Below are 16,719 nucleotides of genomic sequence, written 5' to 3'. Positions count from 1 at the left end.
TGCTGATTTTGTGATATAATTAACACGTATAAAAAAAGAAGGAGTCATATCTAATGGCAAAATTGACTGTTAAAGACGTTGAATTGAAAGGGAAAAAAGTTCTCGTTCGTGTTGACTTCAACGTACCTGTAAAAGATGGCGTGATTACCAACGACAACCGTATCACTGCAGCTCTTCCAACTATCAAGTACATCCTTGAACAAGGTGGACGTGCTATCCTCTTCTCTCACCTTGGCCGTGTAAAAGAAGAAGCAGACAAAGCTGGTAAATCACTTGCTCCTGTAGCTGCTGACTTGGCAGCTAAATTGGGTCAAGACGTTGCTTTCCTTCCAGGTGTCACTCGTGGTGCTGAATTGGAAGCGGCAATCAACGCTCTTGAAGATGGACAAGTTCTCTTGGTTGAAAACACTCGTTACGAAGATGTTGACGGTAAGAAAGAATCTAAAAACGATCCTGAACTTGGTAAATACTGGGCATCACTTGGAGATGGCATCTTCGTAAACGATGCATTCGGTACAGCTCACCGTGCACACGCATCTAACGTTGGTATCTCAGCAAACGTTGAAAAAGCAGTTGCTGGTTTCCTTCTTGAAAACGAAATTGCCTACATCCAAGAAGCAGTTGAAGCTCCAGAACGTCCATTCGTGGCGATCCTCGGTGGTTCAAAAGTTTCAGACAAGATCGGTGTTATCGAAAACTTGCTTGAAAAAGCTGATAAAGTCCTTATCGGTGGTGGTATGACTTACACATTCTACAAAGCACAAGGTATCGAAATCGGTAACTCACTTGTAGAAGAAGACAAATTGGATGTTGCAAAAGCTCTTCTTGAAAAAGCAAACGGTAAATTGATCTTGCCAGTTGACTCAAAAGAAGCTAACGCATTTGCTGGCTACACTGAAGTGCGTGACACTGAAGGTGAAGCAGTTTCTGAAGGCTTCCTTGGTCTTGACATCGGTCCAAAATCTATTGCTAAATTTGACGAAGCTTTGACTGGTGCCAAAACAGTTGTATGGAACGGACCTATGGGTGTATTTGAAAACCCTGACTTCCAAGCTGGAACAATCGGTGTGATGGACGCTATCGTGAAACAACCAGGCGTTAAATCAATCATCGGTGGTGGTGACTCAGCTGCCGCAGCGATTAACCTTGGCCGTGCAGACAAATTCTCATGGATTAGTACGGGCGGAGGTGCTTCAATGGAACTTCTCGAAGGTAAAGTATTGCCAGGTTTGGCTGCACTTACAGAAAAATAATTTCAGCCCGTTAGTCTCTACAAAATCCTGATTTTGTAGAAAAAGGAACAAAACTGAAACGTTAACAAAAAGGTGGCTATGTCACCTTTTTGTGTTAGTGTAGGTATTTGTGACGCGGTGGTGGAGCATCAATGGAACTTCTTGAAGGTAAAGTTCTTCCAGGACTTGCAGCCTTGACAGAAAAATAAGATTTTATAAATAAATCAAAGAAGAGAGGGATAATAGTTCCTCTTTTCTTTTGCTTGAAATAAAAACGCTTCCTCTCAACTATTGCTCATAAAATCAGCCAATTTATGATAAAATGGAAAGAGAAAGTTGAGATTATGAGTTATTTTAAAAAATATAAATTCGATAAATCCCAGTTCAAACTTGGTATGCGAACCTTTAAAACAGGTATTGCTGTTTTTCTGGTTCTCTTGATTTTTGGCTTTTTTGGCTGGAAAGGTCTTCAAATCGGTGCTTTGACAGCCGTTTTTAGCCTGAGAGAGAGTTTTGATAAGAGTGTCCATTTTGGGACTTCGCGTATTCTAGGAAATAGTATCGGTGGCCTCTATGCCCTGGTCTTCTTCTTATTAAATACCTTTTTCCACGAAGCCTTTTGGGTGACCTTGATAGTTGTTCCAATCTGCACCATGTTAACCATTATGACAAATGTAGCCATGAATAACAAAGCAGGGGTTATTGGTGGTGTAGCAGCTATGTTAATCATTACCCTATCGATTCCGAGCGGTGAAACGATTTTGTACGTGTTTGCGCGTGTATCAGAAACTTTCATGGGAGTTTTTGTCGCAATTCTCGTAAATTACGATATTGATCGTATTCGTCTCTTTTTAGAGAAAAAAGAAAAATAATGTTACATTTTATAACATTATCAATTGACGTTTGTCTTTTTTTAGACTATAATAGACAGAAAGAAGGAAATTGTAAATGAAGGAAAAAGAATTTCGCCGAAATATGGCTGTTTTTCCTATCGGCAGTGTTATGAAGTTGACCGATTTATCGGCGCGTCAGATTCGTTATTATGAAGATCAAGAGTTGATCAAGCCTGATCGAAACGAAGGAAACCGTCGCATGTATTCTTTGAATGACATGGATCGTCTGCTTGAAATCAAAGATTATATCTCTGAAGGTTATAATATCGCTGCCATTAAGAAAAAATATGCTGAACGTGAAGCGAAATCCAAGAAAGCGGTGAGTCAGACTGAGGTGCGTCGTGCACTTCATAATGAACTCCTCCAACAGGGTCGCTTTGCTTCAGTACGGTCACCTTTTGGTCGCGGTTAGGCAACCGCAAGTAGTCATACATTAAGGAGAAAACTCATGCCAATCACAGCTGCAGATATTCGTCGTGAAGTCAAGGAAAAAAATGTTACCTTTATTCGTCTTATGTTCTCAGATATTTTGGGGACGATGAAGAACGTCGAAATTCCTGCTACAGATGAACAGTTAGATAAAGTCTTGTCAAACAAGGCTATGTTTGATGGATCTTCTATTGAAGGTTTTGTACGTATCAATGAGTCGGATATGTACTTGTACCCTGACTTGGATACATGGACAGTCTTCCCGTGGGGAGATGAAAATGGAAGTGTTGCAGGTTTGATCTGTGATGTCTATACAACAGAAGGTGAGCCATTTGCAGGTGACCCTCGTGGCAATTTGAAACGTGCTCTTCGTCACATGGAAGAAGTGGGATTTAAATCCTTCAACCTTGGGCCAGAGCCAGAATTCTTCCTATTTAAACTGGATGAAAATGGGGATCCAACACTTGAAGTAAATGACAAGGGTGGCTACTTTGATTTGGCACCTACTGACCTTGCGGACAATACACGTCGTGAGATTGTGAATGTCTTGACCAAAATGGGATTTGAAGTAGAAGCAAGTCACCACGAGGTTGCGGTTGGACAACATGAGATTGACTTCAAGTACGATGAAGTTCTTCGAGCTTGTGATAAGATTCAAATCTTTAAACTTGTTGTTAAAACCATTGCTCGCAAACATGGGCTTTACGCAACCTTTATGGCGAAACCAAAATTTGGTATTGCCGGATCAGGTATGCACTGTAATATGTCCTTGTTTGATGCAGAAGGAAACAATGCTTTCTTTGATCCAAATGATCCAAAAGGAATGCAGTTGTCAGAAACGGCCTACCATTTCCTTGGTGGTTTGATCAAACATGCCTACAACTATACTGCCATCATGAACCCAACGGTTAACTCATACAAACGTTTGGTTCCAGGTTATGAAGCGCCGGTTTACATTGCTTGGGCTGGTCGTAACCGTTCGCCACTTGTGCGCGTGCCTGCTTCACGTGGTATGGGGACTCGTCTTGAGTTGCGTTCAGTGGATCCAATGGCTAATCCGTACATCGCTATGGCAGTTCTTTTGGAAGTTGGTTTGCATGGTATTGAAAATAAAATCGAAGCACCAGCTCCTATCGAAGAAAATATCTACATCATGACAGCAGAAGAGCGCAAGGAAGCTGGTATTACAGACCTTCCATCAACTCTTCACAACGCTTTGAAAGCTTTGACAGAAGATGAAGTTGTCAGAGCGGCTCTTGGAGAACATATCTATACTAGTTTCCTTGAAGCCAAACGAATCGAATGGGCAAGTTATGCAACCTTCGTTTCACAATGGGAAATTGATAACTATTTAGATCTTTACTAATATAGAAGAAAGATTGCCTGTGGGTGATCTTTTTTCTTGTGTTTTATATCGAGGTGTGATATATTTTATATAACGAAGTGCGATATATCGAACTGAATAGGAGATGGTTATAAATGGAATTAACGGATAAGATTCGTCGAGTTTATCTTCCGATGACGGAAACGGGCTTTTATATCTTGTTCTGTCTGCAAAAGGAAGGTCATGGTTATAGTATTACGCAAAAGGTCAAGGAGATGACAGATTCGCAAGTTTCGATTAGTCCTGGGACTATGTATGGAACCTTGTCAAAAATGGAAAAGGATGGTTTGATTTCCTTTGTCCGCGAAGAGGAAAAACGGAAAATCTATCATATTACAGACTTGGGACGCAAAGTCTTAGATATTGAATTGAAGCGTATTGAACGGCTCTATAGAAACAGTCGGGAGGAAGGATGATGGAAAAGAAGGTTGTTTATAGAATTGCTACCATTGCGGATTATGATAGAGAGGCTTTATATCTTAGAAAAATGCATGCTGAGGGCTGGAAACTTAAGGAAGTGACCTACTCTAACTTAGTAGTTGCGGTTAAGTATACTTTTGAAAAGTGCCAACCGGAGCAGGTGTCTTATCAGTTGGACTTTTATCCTATGAAAAAATCAGAGAGAGCCTCCTATTTACAATTGTTTAAAGACTGTGGCTGGGAGCATATTACAGACTTTAATGGTTTTTCCTACTTTAGAAAACTTCATTCTGGAATTGAGTCGGATGCCGAGTTTGAAATTTATAATGACGCGTCCGGGAAGCTAGCTATGGTCAAACGGATTTTAACGAGGCGGATGTTTCCTATTTTGCTTCTCTTTTTAGCTCTACTACCGGTTTTCTCAAAGTTTGTCACTGGAGGTAGTTCTTTCAGTTGGGAAATGTTTTTGATTGTTATAATAGATGGTGTTTTATTGATAGTTCATGCGATTCAGATTTCTTATATTTTTTGGAGATTGTTTCAAAAGTGGAAAGAATTATCTGATAAATAAAACCATGCATGTTTTCTGATTTGGAGGTAAGGTAATGAATAGCAAAGTACAATTTCGGATTTTCACCATTGTTGATTTGGACAAGGAAGAAGAATATTTACATGAGATGCATTTGAAAGGTTGGAAGTATAGAACTAGTCGTTTTGGTTTTTTCTATTTTGATCAATGTCAACCAGACGATGTCATCTACTGTATCTATGATTCTAGATTTCTTAAAAAGTATAAGCATGAACTGCAAGATTTTAGAAATAGAAGTTGGGAATTGATAGTAGCAGGTTCTTGTTCGATTCTTCGTAAATCGTCTTCTAATTTACTTCCAGAAGATCAAGTCTATATGAGTAAGGGGCTCAGATGGGAAGTTATGCGATATAGACTTCGTTCCTGTACAGCTACTTTCTTAGGTGGTCTTGTTGTTTGTATGAGTTTGTTTCGAGAAGAACTGTCGCAACCTTTCTTTGTCATTTTTGCTCTATATGTCTTTATGATTTCTTATCTAATCTATGGTTATTTCAGACTAAAAAGGAAATACTGAGTAGATGGAAGGTAGGGTTCTAGGTCTTCAGACTGATTTTTAGCACTCTTGATAAAAGAGTGCTAATTTTTTGAGTTTTTATCTTGACATTCTCTTTTAAGGGTGTATAATAGAATCATAAGTTAGCACTTGAGCGTATCGAGTGCTAATCGATCAGACAGAGAGGAGTGATGAGGTGGTTACAGAGCGTCAGCAGGATATTTTAAATCTGATTATTGACATCTTTACCAAAACGCACGAACCTGTCGGATCCAAAGCCTTGCAAGAGTCTATTAACTCTAGCAGTGCAACCATTCGTAATGACATGGCGGCTCTAGAAAAGCAAGGTTTGCTTGAGAAGGCTCATACTTCAAGTGGTCGGATGCCAAGTGTTGCTGGTTTTCAGTACTATGTGAAACACTCACTGGACTTTGATCGACTAGCTGAAAATGAGGTATATGAGATTGTCAAAGCCTTTGATCAGGAATTCTTCAAATTGGAGGATATTCTGCAAGAGGCTGCTAATCTACTAACAGACTTGAGTGGCTGTACGGTAGTAGCACTGGATGTTGAGCCAAGCAGGCAACGTTTGACAGCCTTTGATATTGTTGTTTTGGGGCAACATACAGCCTTGGCAGTATTCACCCTAGACGAGTCTCGAACGGTTACCAGTCAGTTTCTGATTCCAAGGAACTTTTTGCAGGAGGATTTGCTGAAACTGAAGAGCATCATTCAGGAACGTTTCCTCGGTCACACCGTTCTAGATATTCACTACAAGATTCGGACGGAGATTCCGCAGATTATCCAGCGTTACTTTACAACAACGGACAATGTTATCGATCTCTTTGAACATATCTTTAAGGAAATGTTCAACGAAAATATTGTGGTGGCGGGCAAGGTAAATCTCTTGAATTTTGCCAATCTGGCAGCTTATCAGTTCTTTGACCAACCGCAAAAGGTGGCTCTGGAGATTCGTGAGGGGTTGCGTGAAGATCAGATGCAAAACGTCCGTGTTGCAGACAGTCAAGAGTCCTGTCTAGCAGACCTAGCGGTGATTAGTAGCAAGTTCCTCATTCCTTATCGGGGAGTTGGAATTCTAGCCATTATCGGTCCAGTTAATCTGGATTACCAACAGCTAATCAACCAAGTCAATGTGGTCAACCGTGTTTTGACCATGAAGTTGACAGATTTTTACCGCTACCTCAGCAGTAATCATTACGAAGTACATTAAGATTGAAATCATTAAAGGAGGCGAAAATGGCCCAAGATATAAAAAATGAAGAAGTAGAAGAAGTCCAAGAAGAGGAAGTTGTGGAAACAGCTGAAGAAACAACTCCTGAAAAGTCTGAGTTGGACTTGGCAAATGAACGTGCAGATGAGTTCGAAAACAAATACCTTCGCGCTCATGCGGAAATGCAAAATATCCAACGCCGTGCCAATGAAGAGCGTCAAAACTTGCAACGTTATCGTAGCCAGGACTTGGCAAAAGCGATTCTTCCTTCTTTGGATAACCTTGAGCGTGCACTTGCAGTTGAAGGTTTGACAGATGATGTGAAGAAGGGCTTGGAAATGGTGCAAGAAAGCTTGATTCATGCTTTGAAAGAAGAAGGAATCGAAGAAATCGCAGCTGACGGTGAATTTGACCATAACTACCATATGGCTATCCAAACTCTCCCAGCAGACGATGAACACCCAGCAGATACCATCGCCCAAGTCTTCCAAAAAGGGTACAAACTCCATGACCGCATCCTACGCCCAGCAATGGTGGTGGTGTACAACTAAGATACAAAGCCCGTAAAAAGCTCACAGTAAAAATAGGAGATTGACGAAGTGTTCGATGAACACAAGGAAATCTATCTTTTTTACCCAGAGCTTAGGGCGTGTTCGATTAGGCGATTCTGACGGTTGCAACATATATAATAGAAAACTTGTCCGAAACGACAATAAACTATGAAGAAAGATAAAATATATTTGGCTTTGCAATAGTGAGCGAAGCGAACCAAAGACGATACTCTTCGCCGTGGCGCTATTTGCGCAAACTTTGAGACCTTAGGCTCAAAGTTTAGTCAAAGAGATTGACGAAGTCAAGCTCTGACGGCGCCGCCACTTAAGAAGAGTATCAAAAAGAAAAATAGAATATAAAATTTAAGGAGAAAAACACATGTCTAAAATTATCGGTATTGACTTAGGTACAACAAACTCAGCAGTTGCAGTTCTTGAAGGAACTGAAAGCAAAATCATCGCAAACCCAGAAGGAAACCGCACAACTCCATCTGTAGTCTCATTCAAAAACGGAGAAATCATCGTTGGGGATGCTGCGAAACGTCAAGCAGTTACCAACCCAGATACAGTCATCTCTATCAAATCTAAAATGGGAACTTCTGAAAAAGTTTCTGCTAACGGAAAAGAATACACTCCACAAGAAATCTCAGCTATGATTCTTCAATATTTGAAAGGCTACGCTGAAGACTACCTTGGTGAAAAAGTAACTAAAGCAGTTATCACAGTTCCAGCTTACTTCAACGATGCTCAACGTCAAGCGACAAAAGACGCTGGTAAAATCGCTGGTCTTGAAGTAGAACGTATCGTCAACGAACCAACTGCAGCCGCTCTTGCTTACGGTTTGGACAAGACTGACAAAGAAGAAAAAATCTTGGTATTTGACCTTGGTGGTGGTACATTCGACGTCTCTATCCTTGAATTGGGTGACGGTGTCTTCGATGTATTGTCAACTGCAGGGGACAACAAACTTGGTGGTGATGACTTTGACCAAAAAATCATCGACCACTTGGTAGCAGAATTCAAAAAAGAAAACGGTATTGACTTGTCTACTGACAAGATGGCAATGCAACGTTTGAAAGATGCTGCTGAAAAAGCGAAGAAAGACCTTTCTGGTGTGACTTCAACTCAAATCAGCTTGCCATTTATCACAGCAGGTGAGGCTGGACCTCTTCACTTGGAAATGACTTTGACTCGTGCGAAATTTGACGATTTGACTCGTGACCTTGTAGAACGTACAAAAGTTCCAGTTCGTCAAGCCCTTTCAGATGCAGGTTTGAGCTTGTCAGAAATCGATGAAGTTATCCTTGTTGGTGGTTCAACTCGTATCCCAGCCGTTGTCGAAGCTGTTAAGGCTGAAACTGGGAAAGAACCAAACAAATCAGTAAACCCTGATGAAGTTGTTGCCATGGGTGCTGCAATCCAAGGTGGTGTCATTACTGGTGATGTTAAAGACGTTGTCCTTCTTGATGTAACCCCATTGTCACTTGGTATCGAAACAATGGGTGGTGTCTTCACAAAACTCATCGACCGTAACACAACAATTCCAACATCTAAATCACAAGTCTTCTCAACTGCGGCAGACAACCAACCAGCCGTTGATATCCACGTTCTTCAAGGTGAACGCCCAATGGCAGCAGATAACAAGACTCTTGGACGCTTCCAATTGACAGATATCCCAGCTGCACCTCGTGGTATTCCTCAAATTGAAGTAACATTTGACATCGACAAGAACGGTATCGTGTCTGTTAAGGCCAAAGACCTTGGAACTCAAAAAGAACAAACTATTGTGATCCAATCTAACTCAGGTTTGACTGATGAAGAAATCGACCGCATGATGAAAGATGCAGAAGCAAACGCTGAAGCAGATAAGAAACGTAAAGAAGAAGTTGACCTTCGTAATGAAGTAGACCAAGCTATCTTCGCAACTGAAAAGACTATCAAGGAAACTGAAGGAAAAGGTTTCGACGCAGAACGTGACGCTGCCCAAGCTGCCCTTGATGACCTTAAGAAAGCGCAAGAAGACAACAACTTGGACGACATGAAAGCAAAACTTGAAGCATTGAACGAAAAAGCTCAAGGACTTGCTGTTAAACTTTACGAACAAGCCGCAGCAGCCCAACAAGCTCAAGCAGGAGCAGAAGGTGCACAAGCAACAGGAAACGCAGGTGATGACGTCGTAGACGGAGAGTTTACGGAGAAATAAAATAGTCCAGTGGACTATTTTATCCCGAGCTTGAAAATCAGGCGAGTATAAGAAGAAATCCAGAGGTTGCAACCCAGCCTCTGTTTTTCGATAAAATAGAGGATGTTGCGTATGAAAAAAGTACTTTGTGTCATTTATCCTAATTTTTCTCTTTATGAGATAGCCTCTTTAACAAGTACTTTAGCTCTGTCTTTTGATATCACGATTGATTATGTAGCTTCAGATCATTTGATGGTGGTCTCTGAGGATGGTTTGCCCTGTCAACCGACGAAAACATTGGCTCAAATCCGTATAGAAGATTATTCTTGTGTGATTTTGCCAGGAATGGTAAATATAGGTCCTACTCTACAAGATGAGAAATTGATCTCGTTTTTGAGAAGTCTTGATGAGCAAGATATCCTAATTGCAGCCATTTCTTCAGCGCCCCTTTTATTGGCGAAAGCAGGCTTGTTGAACGACACGAAATTTACAGGTGGAATTTGGCAAAACTTCTTTGACTATTTTGAATTTCTTCCATGTGAGAATTTTCAACCGAAAGTTCTTGTCCAAGATAAACAAATCATTACGGCTATTGGTTTTGCACATCAAGAGTTTGCAAGAAAAGTGATTTTCGGTTTAGGGTTGGCAGAGAATACGGATAATTATTTTAAAGAACAGAACGAGTATGCTGAAGAGGATTTGATATTTACTCTATCAGATGAAGAGTTTAATCAAGTGAAGCAGAGTATAGAAAACAGCCTCTAAAGATTTACATGAAAATTATAGAAAGGAACAAAGGTGTTCAGGGAATTGAACACGGGTTCCCAAATTTCTTACTCAATATAAAAGAAAGGAATTGACCCCGACCTAAATGGTGGTTTCGTTCCGCAACAATAACAGAAAGGAATAAGGGTGTTCAGGGAATTGAACACGGGTTCCCAAATTTCTTACTCAATATAAAAGAAAGGAATTGAACCCGACCTAAATTCTCGGAAAAAAGATAAATCTGTCTAGGAGCATCGCTCCAGCGTCAGATTTCCTATTTTTCAGTCGAATTTTACGGTCTTGGTATCTTGTATGAACAATACTGAATTTTATGATCGTCTGGGGGTGTCAAAAAACGCTTCGGCAGACGAGATCAAAAAGGCTTATCGTAAGCTTTCAAAGAAATACCACCCAGATATCAACAAGGAGCCTGGTGCTGAGGAAAAATACAAGGAAGTTCAGGAAGCCTATGAGACTTTGAGTGACGACCAAAAACGGGCTGCCTATGACCAATACGGTGCTGCTGGAGCCAACGGTGGTTTTGGTGGAGCTGGTGGTTTCGGCGGTTTCGATGGGGCAGGAGGCTTCGGTGGTTTTGAAGATATCTTCTCAAGTTTCTTCGGCGGAGGCGGTGCTTCACGCAATCCAAATGCTCCTCGTCAGGGGGATGACCTCCAATACCGTGTGAATTTGACCTTTGAAGAAGCTATTTTTGGAGCTGAAAAAGAGGTTAAGTACAATCGTGAAGCAAGCTGTAGTACATGTAATGGCTCAGGTGCTAAGCCAGGAACAAGTCCAGTCACTTGTGGACGCTGTCATGGCGCTGGTGTTATTAACGTCGATACGCAGACTCCGCTTGGTATGATGCGTCGCCAAGTAACCTGTGATGTCTGTCATGGTCGCGGAAAAGAAATCAAAGATCCATGTACAACTTGTCACGGAACAGGTCATGAAAAACAAGCTCATAGCGTACATGTGAAAATCCCTGCTGGTGTGGAAACTGGTCAACAAATTCGCCTAGCTGGTCAGGGTGAAGCAGGCTTTAACGGTGGACCATACGGTGACTTGTATGTAGTAGTTTCTGTGGAAGCCAGCGATAAGTTTGAACGTGAAGGAACGACTATCTTCTACAGTCTCAACCTCAACTTTGTCCAAGCAGCTCTTGGTGACACAGTAGATATCCCAACTGTTCACGGTGATGTTGAATTGGTTATCCCAGAGGGAACTCAGACTGGTAAGAAATTCCGCCTACGTGGCAAGGGAGCACCGAGCCTCCGTGGCGGTGCAGTTGGTGACCAATACGTTACCGTTAATGTCGTAACACCGACAGGCTTGAACGAACGCCAAAAAGCAGCCTTGAAAGAATTCGCAGCTGCAGGTGATTTAAAAGTCAATCCAAAGAAAAAGGGCTTCTTTGACCATATTAAAGATGCCTTTGAAGGAGAATAACACAAAAAGAGCCGTTGGGCTCTTTTTACTTTATTCTTTGTAATGTTAGCATTGGAACAATCACTCATCGGCTGATTTTCTATCAGACCTTTGCTTGAGCAAGCCAGCTGCATCCATATCTTGGATGAGTTGCTTGATTTCCGCTTCTTTACCAGGCTTAATGGTAACGGTATCAATATGGTTGATTGCAGAGTTATCCTGAATATCCACCAAAGTCAAGGCTTTTTCATAGAATGCAATTCCCTTTTTTAGACTTTCCTGATCCTTCCAATATAGAACTGAGTAATCAGGATTTGGTTTCTTTCCGATTTCTTGTAAATAATTCCTACTTTCCTTCTTTAAAAATTGCAATAAACCATGATTGAACAAGTTATCCCCTACTTTATAGTAGGAGATATCTCCAGTCTGTAGGACATAGACTTCGAGTTGGTTTTTGGTGAGATTTGGACTTTCTTTTAAGACGGGATGGCTATTGATGACCTCATCTGAGAAAGTAACATAAAAATTTAAGCCCCCACCCTCGTATTTATATCTTCCATTTGATTTTACTTTCTTAGGAGGCATGTCAAGGGAGGTAAAGATTTGTTTGAGGGCGTTATTTCCCTTGTGAATGTCAATCGGTGAGGCTCTGAAGGCAAAAAACAGTACTAGAAATGCTAGGACCGCAAGAAGGCTAAGGCAACCACAAGGGATTAGGATGATCTGTGCCAGAATTTTAAAAAACTGTTTCATTTTCATTCCTCTTTTTTGTTTGACCCTGACAACCTAAAATAGATTTAAGGAAAGTTCATGGCTCTTTTTACTTATCTTCGATTTCCTGTGTTTCTTTTATCACAGCTAGTCTAGTCTGGATATCTTTTTCCAAGACCTTAAACTTGTAAGTCAGGTCTTCTTGGTATTCCTTGATGAGTTCTTTTTGCTGGTCAATGATTTGTAGGCTGTTTTGGATAATATCTACATCATCCTTGATAGCTTGAACGCGGTCAGTGGTATTCAAGACTTCATCTGTGATGGTTTGGCGATTTTTTGTGACCAGATAACTTCCGGCTGCAGCTCCTGCAAATAGCAGTAGATTGGATAATTTCATGGCAACTCCTTAGGCGTTTTTGATGGTTTCAGCGACTTGAGCAAGTTTGTCAAAGTCTGGTTCGTGGGCGATAAAATCAATTTTGAGATCATCGTCTGCACTGTAGCGAGGCACGAGGTGAACGTGGGTATGAAAGACGGTTTGGCCTGCGACTTCTTCACAGTTGGCAATGATATTCATACCAGCAGCCTTAGTGGCTTTCATGACTTTTTGAGCTACTTTTGGCATTTGGGCAAAGAGTTGGCTGGCGCTAGTAGCGTCCATTTCCAAAAGATTGCGATAGTGTTCCTTTGGCACGACCAAGGTGTGTCCTGGTGTCACTTGAGAGATATCAAGAAAGGCAAGAACCTGCTCATCTTCATATACTTTTGAAGCAGGAATTTCCCCTGCGATGATTTTACAAAAAATGCAATCTGACATAAAATCTACCTCTACTGTATTGAATTTTGATATAATATAGCTACATTATACCAGATTTGGAGAAAATATGTTAGAAATTAAAAATCTGACAGGTGGCTATGTCCATGTCCCTGTCTTGAAAGATGTGTCCTTTACAGTTGAAAGTGGGCAGTTGGTTGGTTTGATTGGTCTTAATGGTGCTGGTAAATCGACGACTATCAATGAGATTATCGGTCTGTTGACACCTTATAGTGGCTCCATCAATATCAATGGCCTGACCCTGCAAGAAGATGCGACTAGCTACCGCAAGCAAATTGGCTACATTCCTGAGACACCTAGTCTGTATGAGGAATTGACCCTCAGAGAGCATATCGAAACGGTTGCCATGGCTTATGGTATTGAGCAGAAAGTGGCTTTTGATCGAGTGGAACCTTTGCTAAAAATGTTTCGTCTGGACCAGAAATTGGACTGGTTTCCTGTTCATTTTTCAAAAGGGATGAAGCAGAAGGTCATGATTATTTGTGCTTTTGTGGTGGATCCAAGTCTCTTTATCGTGGATGAGCCTTTCCTTGGTCTCGATCCGTTGGCTATTGCAGACTTGATTCAGCTTTTGGAAGTGGAAAAGCAAAAGGGTAAGTCTATTCTTATGAGTACTCACGTGCTGGATTCGGCGGAGAAGATGTGTGATGCCTTTGTCATTCTTCACAAGGGAGAGGTGCGTGCCAAGGGAAATCTTCTGCAACTGCGCGAAGCCTTTGATATGCCTGAGGCTAGTTTGAATGATATTTACTTGGCTCTGACCAAAGAGGAGGAGCTATGAAAGACTTGTTTTTAAAGAGAAAGCAGGCTTTTCGTAAGGAGTGTGTCGGTTATCTGCGCTATGTTCTCAATGACCACTTTGTCTTGTTCCTACTTGTCCTGTTGGGCTTTCTAGCCTACCAGTACAGTCAACTCTTGCAAGATTTTCCTGAAAATCATTGGCCTATCCTTTTGTTTGTAGGAATTACGTCTGTTTTACTTTTGCTTTGGGGTGGAATTGCCACCTATATGGAGGCTCCAGACAAGCTCTTTCTCTTGGTCGGAGAAGAGGAAATCAAGCTCCATCTCAAGCGTCAAACTGGCATTTCCCTAGTCTTTTGGCTCTTTGTCCAGACCCTTTTCTTGCTGTTATTTGCGCCTTTATTTTTAGCAATGGGCTATGGCTTGCCTGTCTTCCTAATCTATGTGCTTTTGTTTGGGTTAGGTAAATATTTCCTCTTTCGTCAAAAGGCCAGCAAATTTTTCATTGAAACTGGACTAGACTGGGACTATGTTATTTCTCAAGAAAGCAAGCGCAAGCAAGTCTTGCTTCGTTTCTTTGCACTTTTTACGCAGGTCAAGGGAATTTCAAACAGCGTCAAGCGTCGTACCTATCTGGACTTTATCCTAAAGGCTGTTCAGAAGGTGCCTGGAAAGATTTGGCAAAATCTCTATCTGCGTTCTTATCTGCGAAATGGAGACCTCTTTGCCCTCAGTCTCCGTCTGCTCTTGCTTTCCATACTGGCGCAGGTCTTTATCGAGCAAGCTTGGATTGCGACAGCAGTGGTAGTTCTCTTTAACTACCTCTTGCTCTTCCAGTTGCTGGCCCTCTATCATGCCTTTGACTACCAGTATTTGACTCAACTTTTTCCACTAGATAAGGGACAAAAGGAAAAAGGCTTGCAGGCGGTAGTCAGAGGATTGACCAGTTTTGTTTTACTTGTGGAATTAGTTGTCGGGTTGATTACCTTCCAAGAAAAACTGGCTCTTTTAGCTTTGCTGGGTGCAGGTTTGGTTTTACTAGTCTTGTATTTACCTTATCAGGTCAAACGTCAGATGCAGGACTAACATTGCCTATATGACACTAAAAAAGAAGTTGAGTTCAGTTTGTCTCAACTTCTTTTATTTTCTACAGGATAATGGTTGGTCCGTAGAGACTCAACTTGGTCTTGACTTGGTCAAAGTGGAAGCGGTCATAGGCCCGCCAAGCGGCGCGAGTAGGAGCATCTGGATCAAGAGCGCTGAGTCCCATGAGAAGACTGGAAGTTTGGTAAAATTTTTCCAATTCAATCAAGAATCGATTATCCACTATCTCAGCCTTGGCTAGAAAACCAAGAATAGAGTCTAATTGTTCCTGAAAGCGGACGTCGTCAGCGGTTGCCTGTTTGCATGCTTGATAGGCTTTGTTTAAGTCAGTAATCAAGGTTTGAGCTCTTTTGATAGGGTCTGTATCTGTCATGAGAATTCCTCCTCTAATCTGGGTGCTAGTCTTGGTTCTAGCAACTGTACTTTGATACTGTCAGTTTATCACTTTTATCTCCTTTTTCGCCTTCAAATCTTTAATTGTCATTGAAATTTCCTGAATGGTACTGTTAAGATTTTATGATAAAATAGTGGTAAGCTCATCATGATGTTGTAGAAAAATAGTCCTTTTAGGAGCTTTCAAAGACTGTTTAGGATTTGGTGGGCTTGTGTTAGATTTTTTCTGTTATTCTTTTCTTAGGAGGAGAATCCAATGAAACATATGATTATTCAGACACAGAAGACAGTCTATAAAGTAAACGTCGACGATATCTACTATATCCAAACACATCCAGCTAAAGCCCATACTGTACAGATTGTTACAGAAGAGGCTAGTTTTAATATGGTTCAAAACTTAAGTGATCTTGAGAACCAATATGGGGAAACCTTGATGAGATGTCATCGAAATTGTTTGGTTAATCTTGATAAAGTAAAATCGATTGATTTTCAAGAAAGAATCCTTTTTCTTGGAGAAGAAAGTCAATACGCTGTCAAGTATGCCAGACGTCGCTATAGAGAAATTCGTCAAAAATGGTTGAAAGAAGGAGAGTAAGAAAATGAGAATATTTGTTTTAGAAGATGATTTTTCCCAACAGACTAGGATTGAAACGACGATTGAGAAACTTTTGAAAAAACATCATATCACTCCTAGCTCTTTTGAGGTCTTTGGCAAGCCAGACCAACTGCTGGCAGAGGTGCATGAGAAGGGAGCACATCAGCTATTCTTTTTGGACATTGAGATTCGAAATGAAGAGATGAAGGGTCTGGAAGTGGCTAGAAAGATTCGGGATCGGGATCCTTATGCCTTAATCGTCTTTGTGACGACTCACTCGGAGTTTATGCCCCTCTCCTTTCGCTACCAAGTGTCTGCTTTGGACTACATTGATAAGGCCCTTTCGGCAGAGGAGTTTGAGTCTCGGATCGAAACAGCCCTTCTCTATGCCAATAGTCAAGATAGTAAAAGTCTGGCGGAAGATTGCTTTTATTTTAAATCAAAATTTGCCCAATTCCAATATCCTTTTAAAGAGGTTTACTATCTCGAAACGTCGCCCAGAGCCCATCGTGTTATTCTCTATACCAAGACAGACAGGCTGGAATTTACAGCGAGTTTAGAGGAGGTTTTCAAGCAGGAACCCCGTCTCTTGCAGTGCCATCGCTCTTTTCTCATCAATCCTGCCAATGTGGTTCGTTTGGATAAGAAAGAAAAACTTCTTTACTTTCCCAATGGTGGGAGCTGTATGATAGCGCGTTATAAGGTCAGGGAAGTGTCTGAAGCTATCAATAACTTGCATTGAG

The 16,719-nt window shown here is 41.2% G+C and carries 20 protein-coding genes; 16 read left to right on the top strand and 4 right to left on the bottom strand.

Annotated elements, in window-relative coordinates; all coding sequences use genetic code 11:
• Positions 1–53: 53 nt before the first annotated feature.
• From pgk to dnaJ, 12 genes are all read left to right on the top strand, one after another.
• Positions 54–1,253 carry a phosphoglycerate kinase gene (gene pgk, locus HMPREF2628_RS02400; protein WP_042750167.1) on the top strand — a complete coding sequence of 400 codons (1,200 nt, stop codon included), beginning with the start codon at positions 54–56 and terminating at the stop codon, positions 1,251–1,253.
• Between the two features lie 323 nt (positions 1,254–1,576).
• Positions 1,577–2,104: an FUSC family protein gene (locus HMPREF2628_RS02395; protein WP_057487513.1), complete on the top strand. Its 528-nt coding sequence runs from the start codon at positions 1,577–1,579 to the stop codon at positions 2,102–2,104.
• Positions 2,105–2,180: 76 nt separating this feature from the next.
• Entirely contained in the window at positions 2,181–2,537 is a 357-nt protein-coding gene (gene glnR, locus HMPREF2628_RS02390) for a transcriptional repressor GlnR (protein ID WP_000659548.1), read from the top strand.
• Between the two features lie 36 nt (positions 2,538–2,573).
• Positions 2,574–3,920 carry a type I glutamate--ammonia ligase gene (gene glnA / locus HMPREF2628_RS02385; protein ID WP_001122886.1) on the top strand — a complete coding sequence of 449 codons (1,347 nt, stop codon included), beginning with the start codon at positions 2,574–2,576 and terminating at the stop codon, positions 3,918–3,920.
• Between the two features lie 113 nt (positions 3,921–4,033).
• Positions 4,034–4,354, top strand: a complete 321-nt coding sequence (locus HMPREF2628_RS02380; RefSeq protein ID WP_070842227.1) for a PadR family transcriptional regulator — start codon at positions 4,034–4,036, stop codon at positions 4,352–4,354.
• Positions 4,354–4,929, top strand: a complete 576-nt coding sequence (locus HMPREF2628_RS11200) for a DUF2812 domain-containing protein (protein ID WP_070842226.1) — start codon at positions 4,354–4,356, stop codon at positions 4,927–4,929. The genes HMPREF2628_RS02380 and HMPREF2628_RS11200 overlap by 1 nt, the downstream gene beginning before the upstream one ends.
• A 34-nt stretch (positions 4,930–4,963) precedes the next feature.
• Positions 4,964–5,461 carry a DUF2812 domain-containing protein gene (locus HMPREF2628_RS02370; RefSeq protein ID WP_070842225.1) on the top strand — a complete coding sequence of 166 codons (498 nt, stop codon included), beginning with the start codon at positions 4,964–4,966 and terminating at the stop codon, positions 5,459–5,461.
• Between the two features lie 175 nt (positions 5,462–5,636).
• A complete protein-coding gene (gene hrcA, locus HMPREF2628_RS02365; protein WP_000255759.1) occupies positions 5,637–6,671 on the top strand; it encodes a heat-inducible transcriptional repressor HrcA in 1,035 nt (344 codons plus the stop codon).
• A 26-nt stretch (positions 6,672–6,697) separates the two neighbouring features.
• The gene (grpE, locus tag HMPREF2628_RS02360) at positions 6,698–7,222 is read left to right on the top strand and encodes a nucleotide exchange factor GrpE (RefSeq protein WP_000046029.1); all 525 of its coding nucleotides are present in this window, start codon (positions 6,698–6,700) and stop codon (positions 7,220–7,222) included.
• Between the two features lie 379 nt (positions 7,223–7,601).
• On the top strand, positions 7,602–9,425 hold the full coding sequence (gene dnaK / locus HMPREF2628_RS02355) for a molecular chaperone DnaK (protein WP_000034661.1): 1,824 nt from the start codon (positions 7,602–7,604) through the stop codon (positions 9,423–9,425).
• Positions 9,426–9,536: 111 nt separating this feature from the next.
• Positions 9,537–10,169: a DJ-1/PfpI family protein gene (locus tag HMPREF2628_RS02350; protein WP_060627134.1), complete on the top strand. Its 633-nt coding sequence runs from the start codon at positions 9,537–9,539 to the stop codon at positions 10,167–10,169.
• A 312-nt stretch (positions 10,170–10,481) separates the two neighbouring features.
• Positions 10,482–11,618, top strand: coding sequence for a molecular chaperone DnaJ (gene dnaJ, locus HMPREF2628_RS02345; RefSeq protein WP_060627133.1), 1,137 nt, complete (start codon positions 10,482–10,484; stop codon positions 11,616–11,618).
• A gap of 60 nt (positions 11,619–11,678) precedes the next feature.
• Here dnaJ and HMPREF2628_RS02340 read toward each other — a convergent pair whose 3' ends face one another.
• The 3 genes from HMPREF2628_RS02340 to HMPREF2628_RS02330 all read right to left on the bottom strand — a co-directional run bounded on the left by HMPREF2628_RS02340 (position 11,679) and on the right by HMPREF2628_RS02330 (position 13,125).
• Complete coding sequence (locus HMPREF2628_RS02340; RefSeq protein ID WP_080977203.1) at positions 11,679–12,356, bottom strand: hypothetical protein; 678 nt, start codon at positions 12,354–12,356, stop codon at positions 11,679–11,681.
• 61 nt (positions 12,357–12,417) lie between these two features.
• Complete coding sequence (locus HMPREF2628_RS02335; RefSeq protein WP_000777754.1) at positions 12,418–12,705, bottom strand: hypothetical protein; 288 nt, start codon at positions 12,703–12,705, stop codon at positions 12,418–12,420.
• 9 nt (positions 12,706–12,714) lie between these two features.
• The gene (locus HMPREF2628_RS02330; RefSeq protein ID WP_070842224.1) at positions 12,715–13,125 is read right to left on the bottom strand and encodes an HIT family protein; all 411 of its coding nucleotides are present in this window, start codon (positions 13,123–13,125) and stop codon (positions 12,715–12,717) included.
• A gap of 67 nt (positions 13,126–13,192) precedes the next feature.
• On the opposite strand from HMPREF2628_RS02330, the gene HMPREF2628_RS02325 reads away from it, so the two are divergent.
• Both HMPREF2628_RS02325 and HMPREF2628_RS02320 read left to right on the top strand, forming a co-directional pair.
• A complete protein-coding gene (locus HMPREF2628_RS02325; RefSeq protein WP_000889954.1) occupies positions 13,193–13,924 on the top strand; it encodes an ABC transporter ATP-binding protein in 732 nt (243 codons plus the stop codon).
• Positions 13,921–14,970 carry an ABC transporter permease gene (locus tag HMPREF2628_RS02320; protein ID WP_070842223.1) on the top strand — a complete coding sequence of 350 codons (1,050 nt, stop codon included), beginning with the start codon at positions 13,921–13,923 and terminating at the stop codon, positions 14,968–14,970. The genes HMPREF2628_RS02325 and HMPREF2628_RS02320 overlap by 4 nt, the downstream gene beginning before the upstream one ends.
• Before the next feature lie 61 nt (positions 14,971–15,031).
• On the opposite strand, the gene HMPREF2628_RS02315 is transcribed toward HMPREF2628_RS02320, so the two are convergent.
• On the bottom strand, positions 15,032–15,361 hold the full coding sequence (locus HMPREF2628_RS02315) for a helicase BlpT (protein WP_070842222.1): 330 nt from the start codon (positions 15,359–15,361) through the stop codon (positions 15,032–15,034).
• 276 nt (positions 15,362–15,637) lie between these two features.
• Between HMPREF2628_RS02315 and HMPREF2628_RS02310 the strand changes: the two genes are divergently transcribed.
• Positions 15,638–15,976, top strand: a complete 339-nt coding sequence (locus tag HMPREF2628_RS02310) for a LytTR family DNA-binding domain-containing protein (protein ID WP_070842221.1) — start codon at positions 15,638–15,640, stop codon at positions 15,974–15,976.
• 4 nt (positions 15,977–15,980) lie between these two features.
• Positions 15,981–16,718 (top strand): response regulator transcription factor, encoded by a 738-nt coding sequence (locus HMPREF2628_RS02305; RefSeq protein WP_070842220.1) that lies wholly within the window; start codon positions 15,981–15,983, stop codon positions 16,716–16,718.
• Position 16,719 lies beyond the last annotated feature (1 nt).

This window comes from Streptococcus sp. HMSC063B03 (assembly GCF_001836965.1).
In the GTDB taxonomy this organism is placed as follows: Bacteria; Bacillota; Bacilli; order Lactobacillales; family Streptococcaceae; genus Streptococcus; species Streptococcus pneumoniae_F.
The sequence above is the reverse complement of the archived record's forward strand: the minus strand, read 5'-3'. Positions and strand labels throughout refer to the sequence as shown.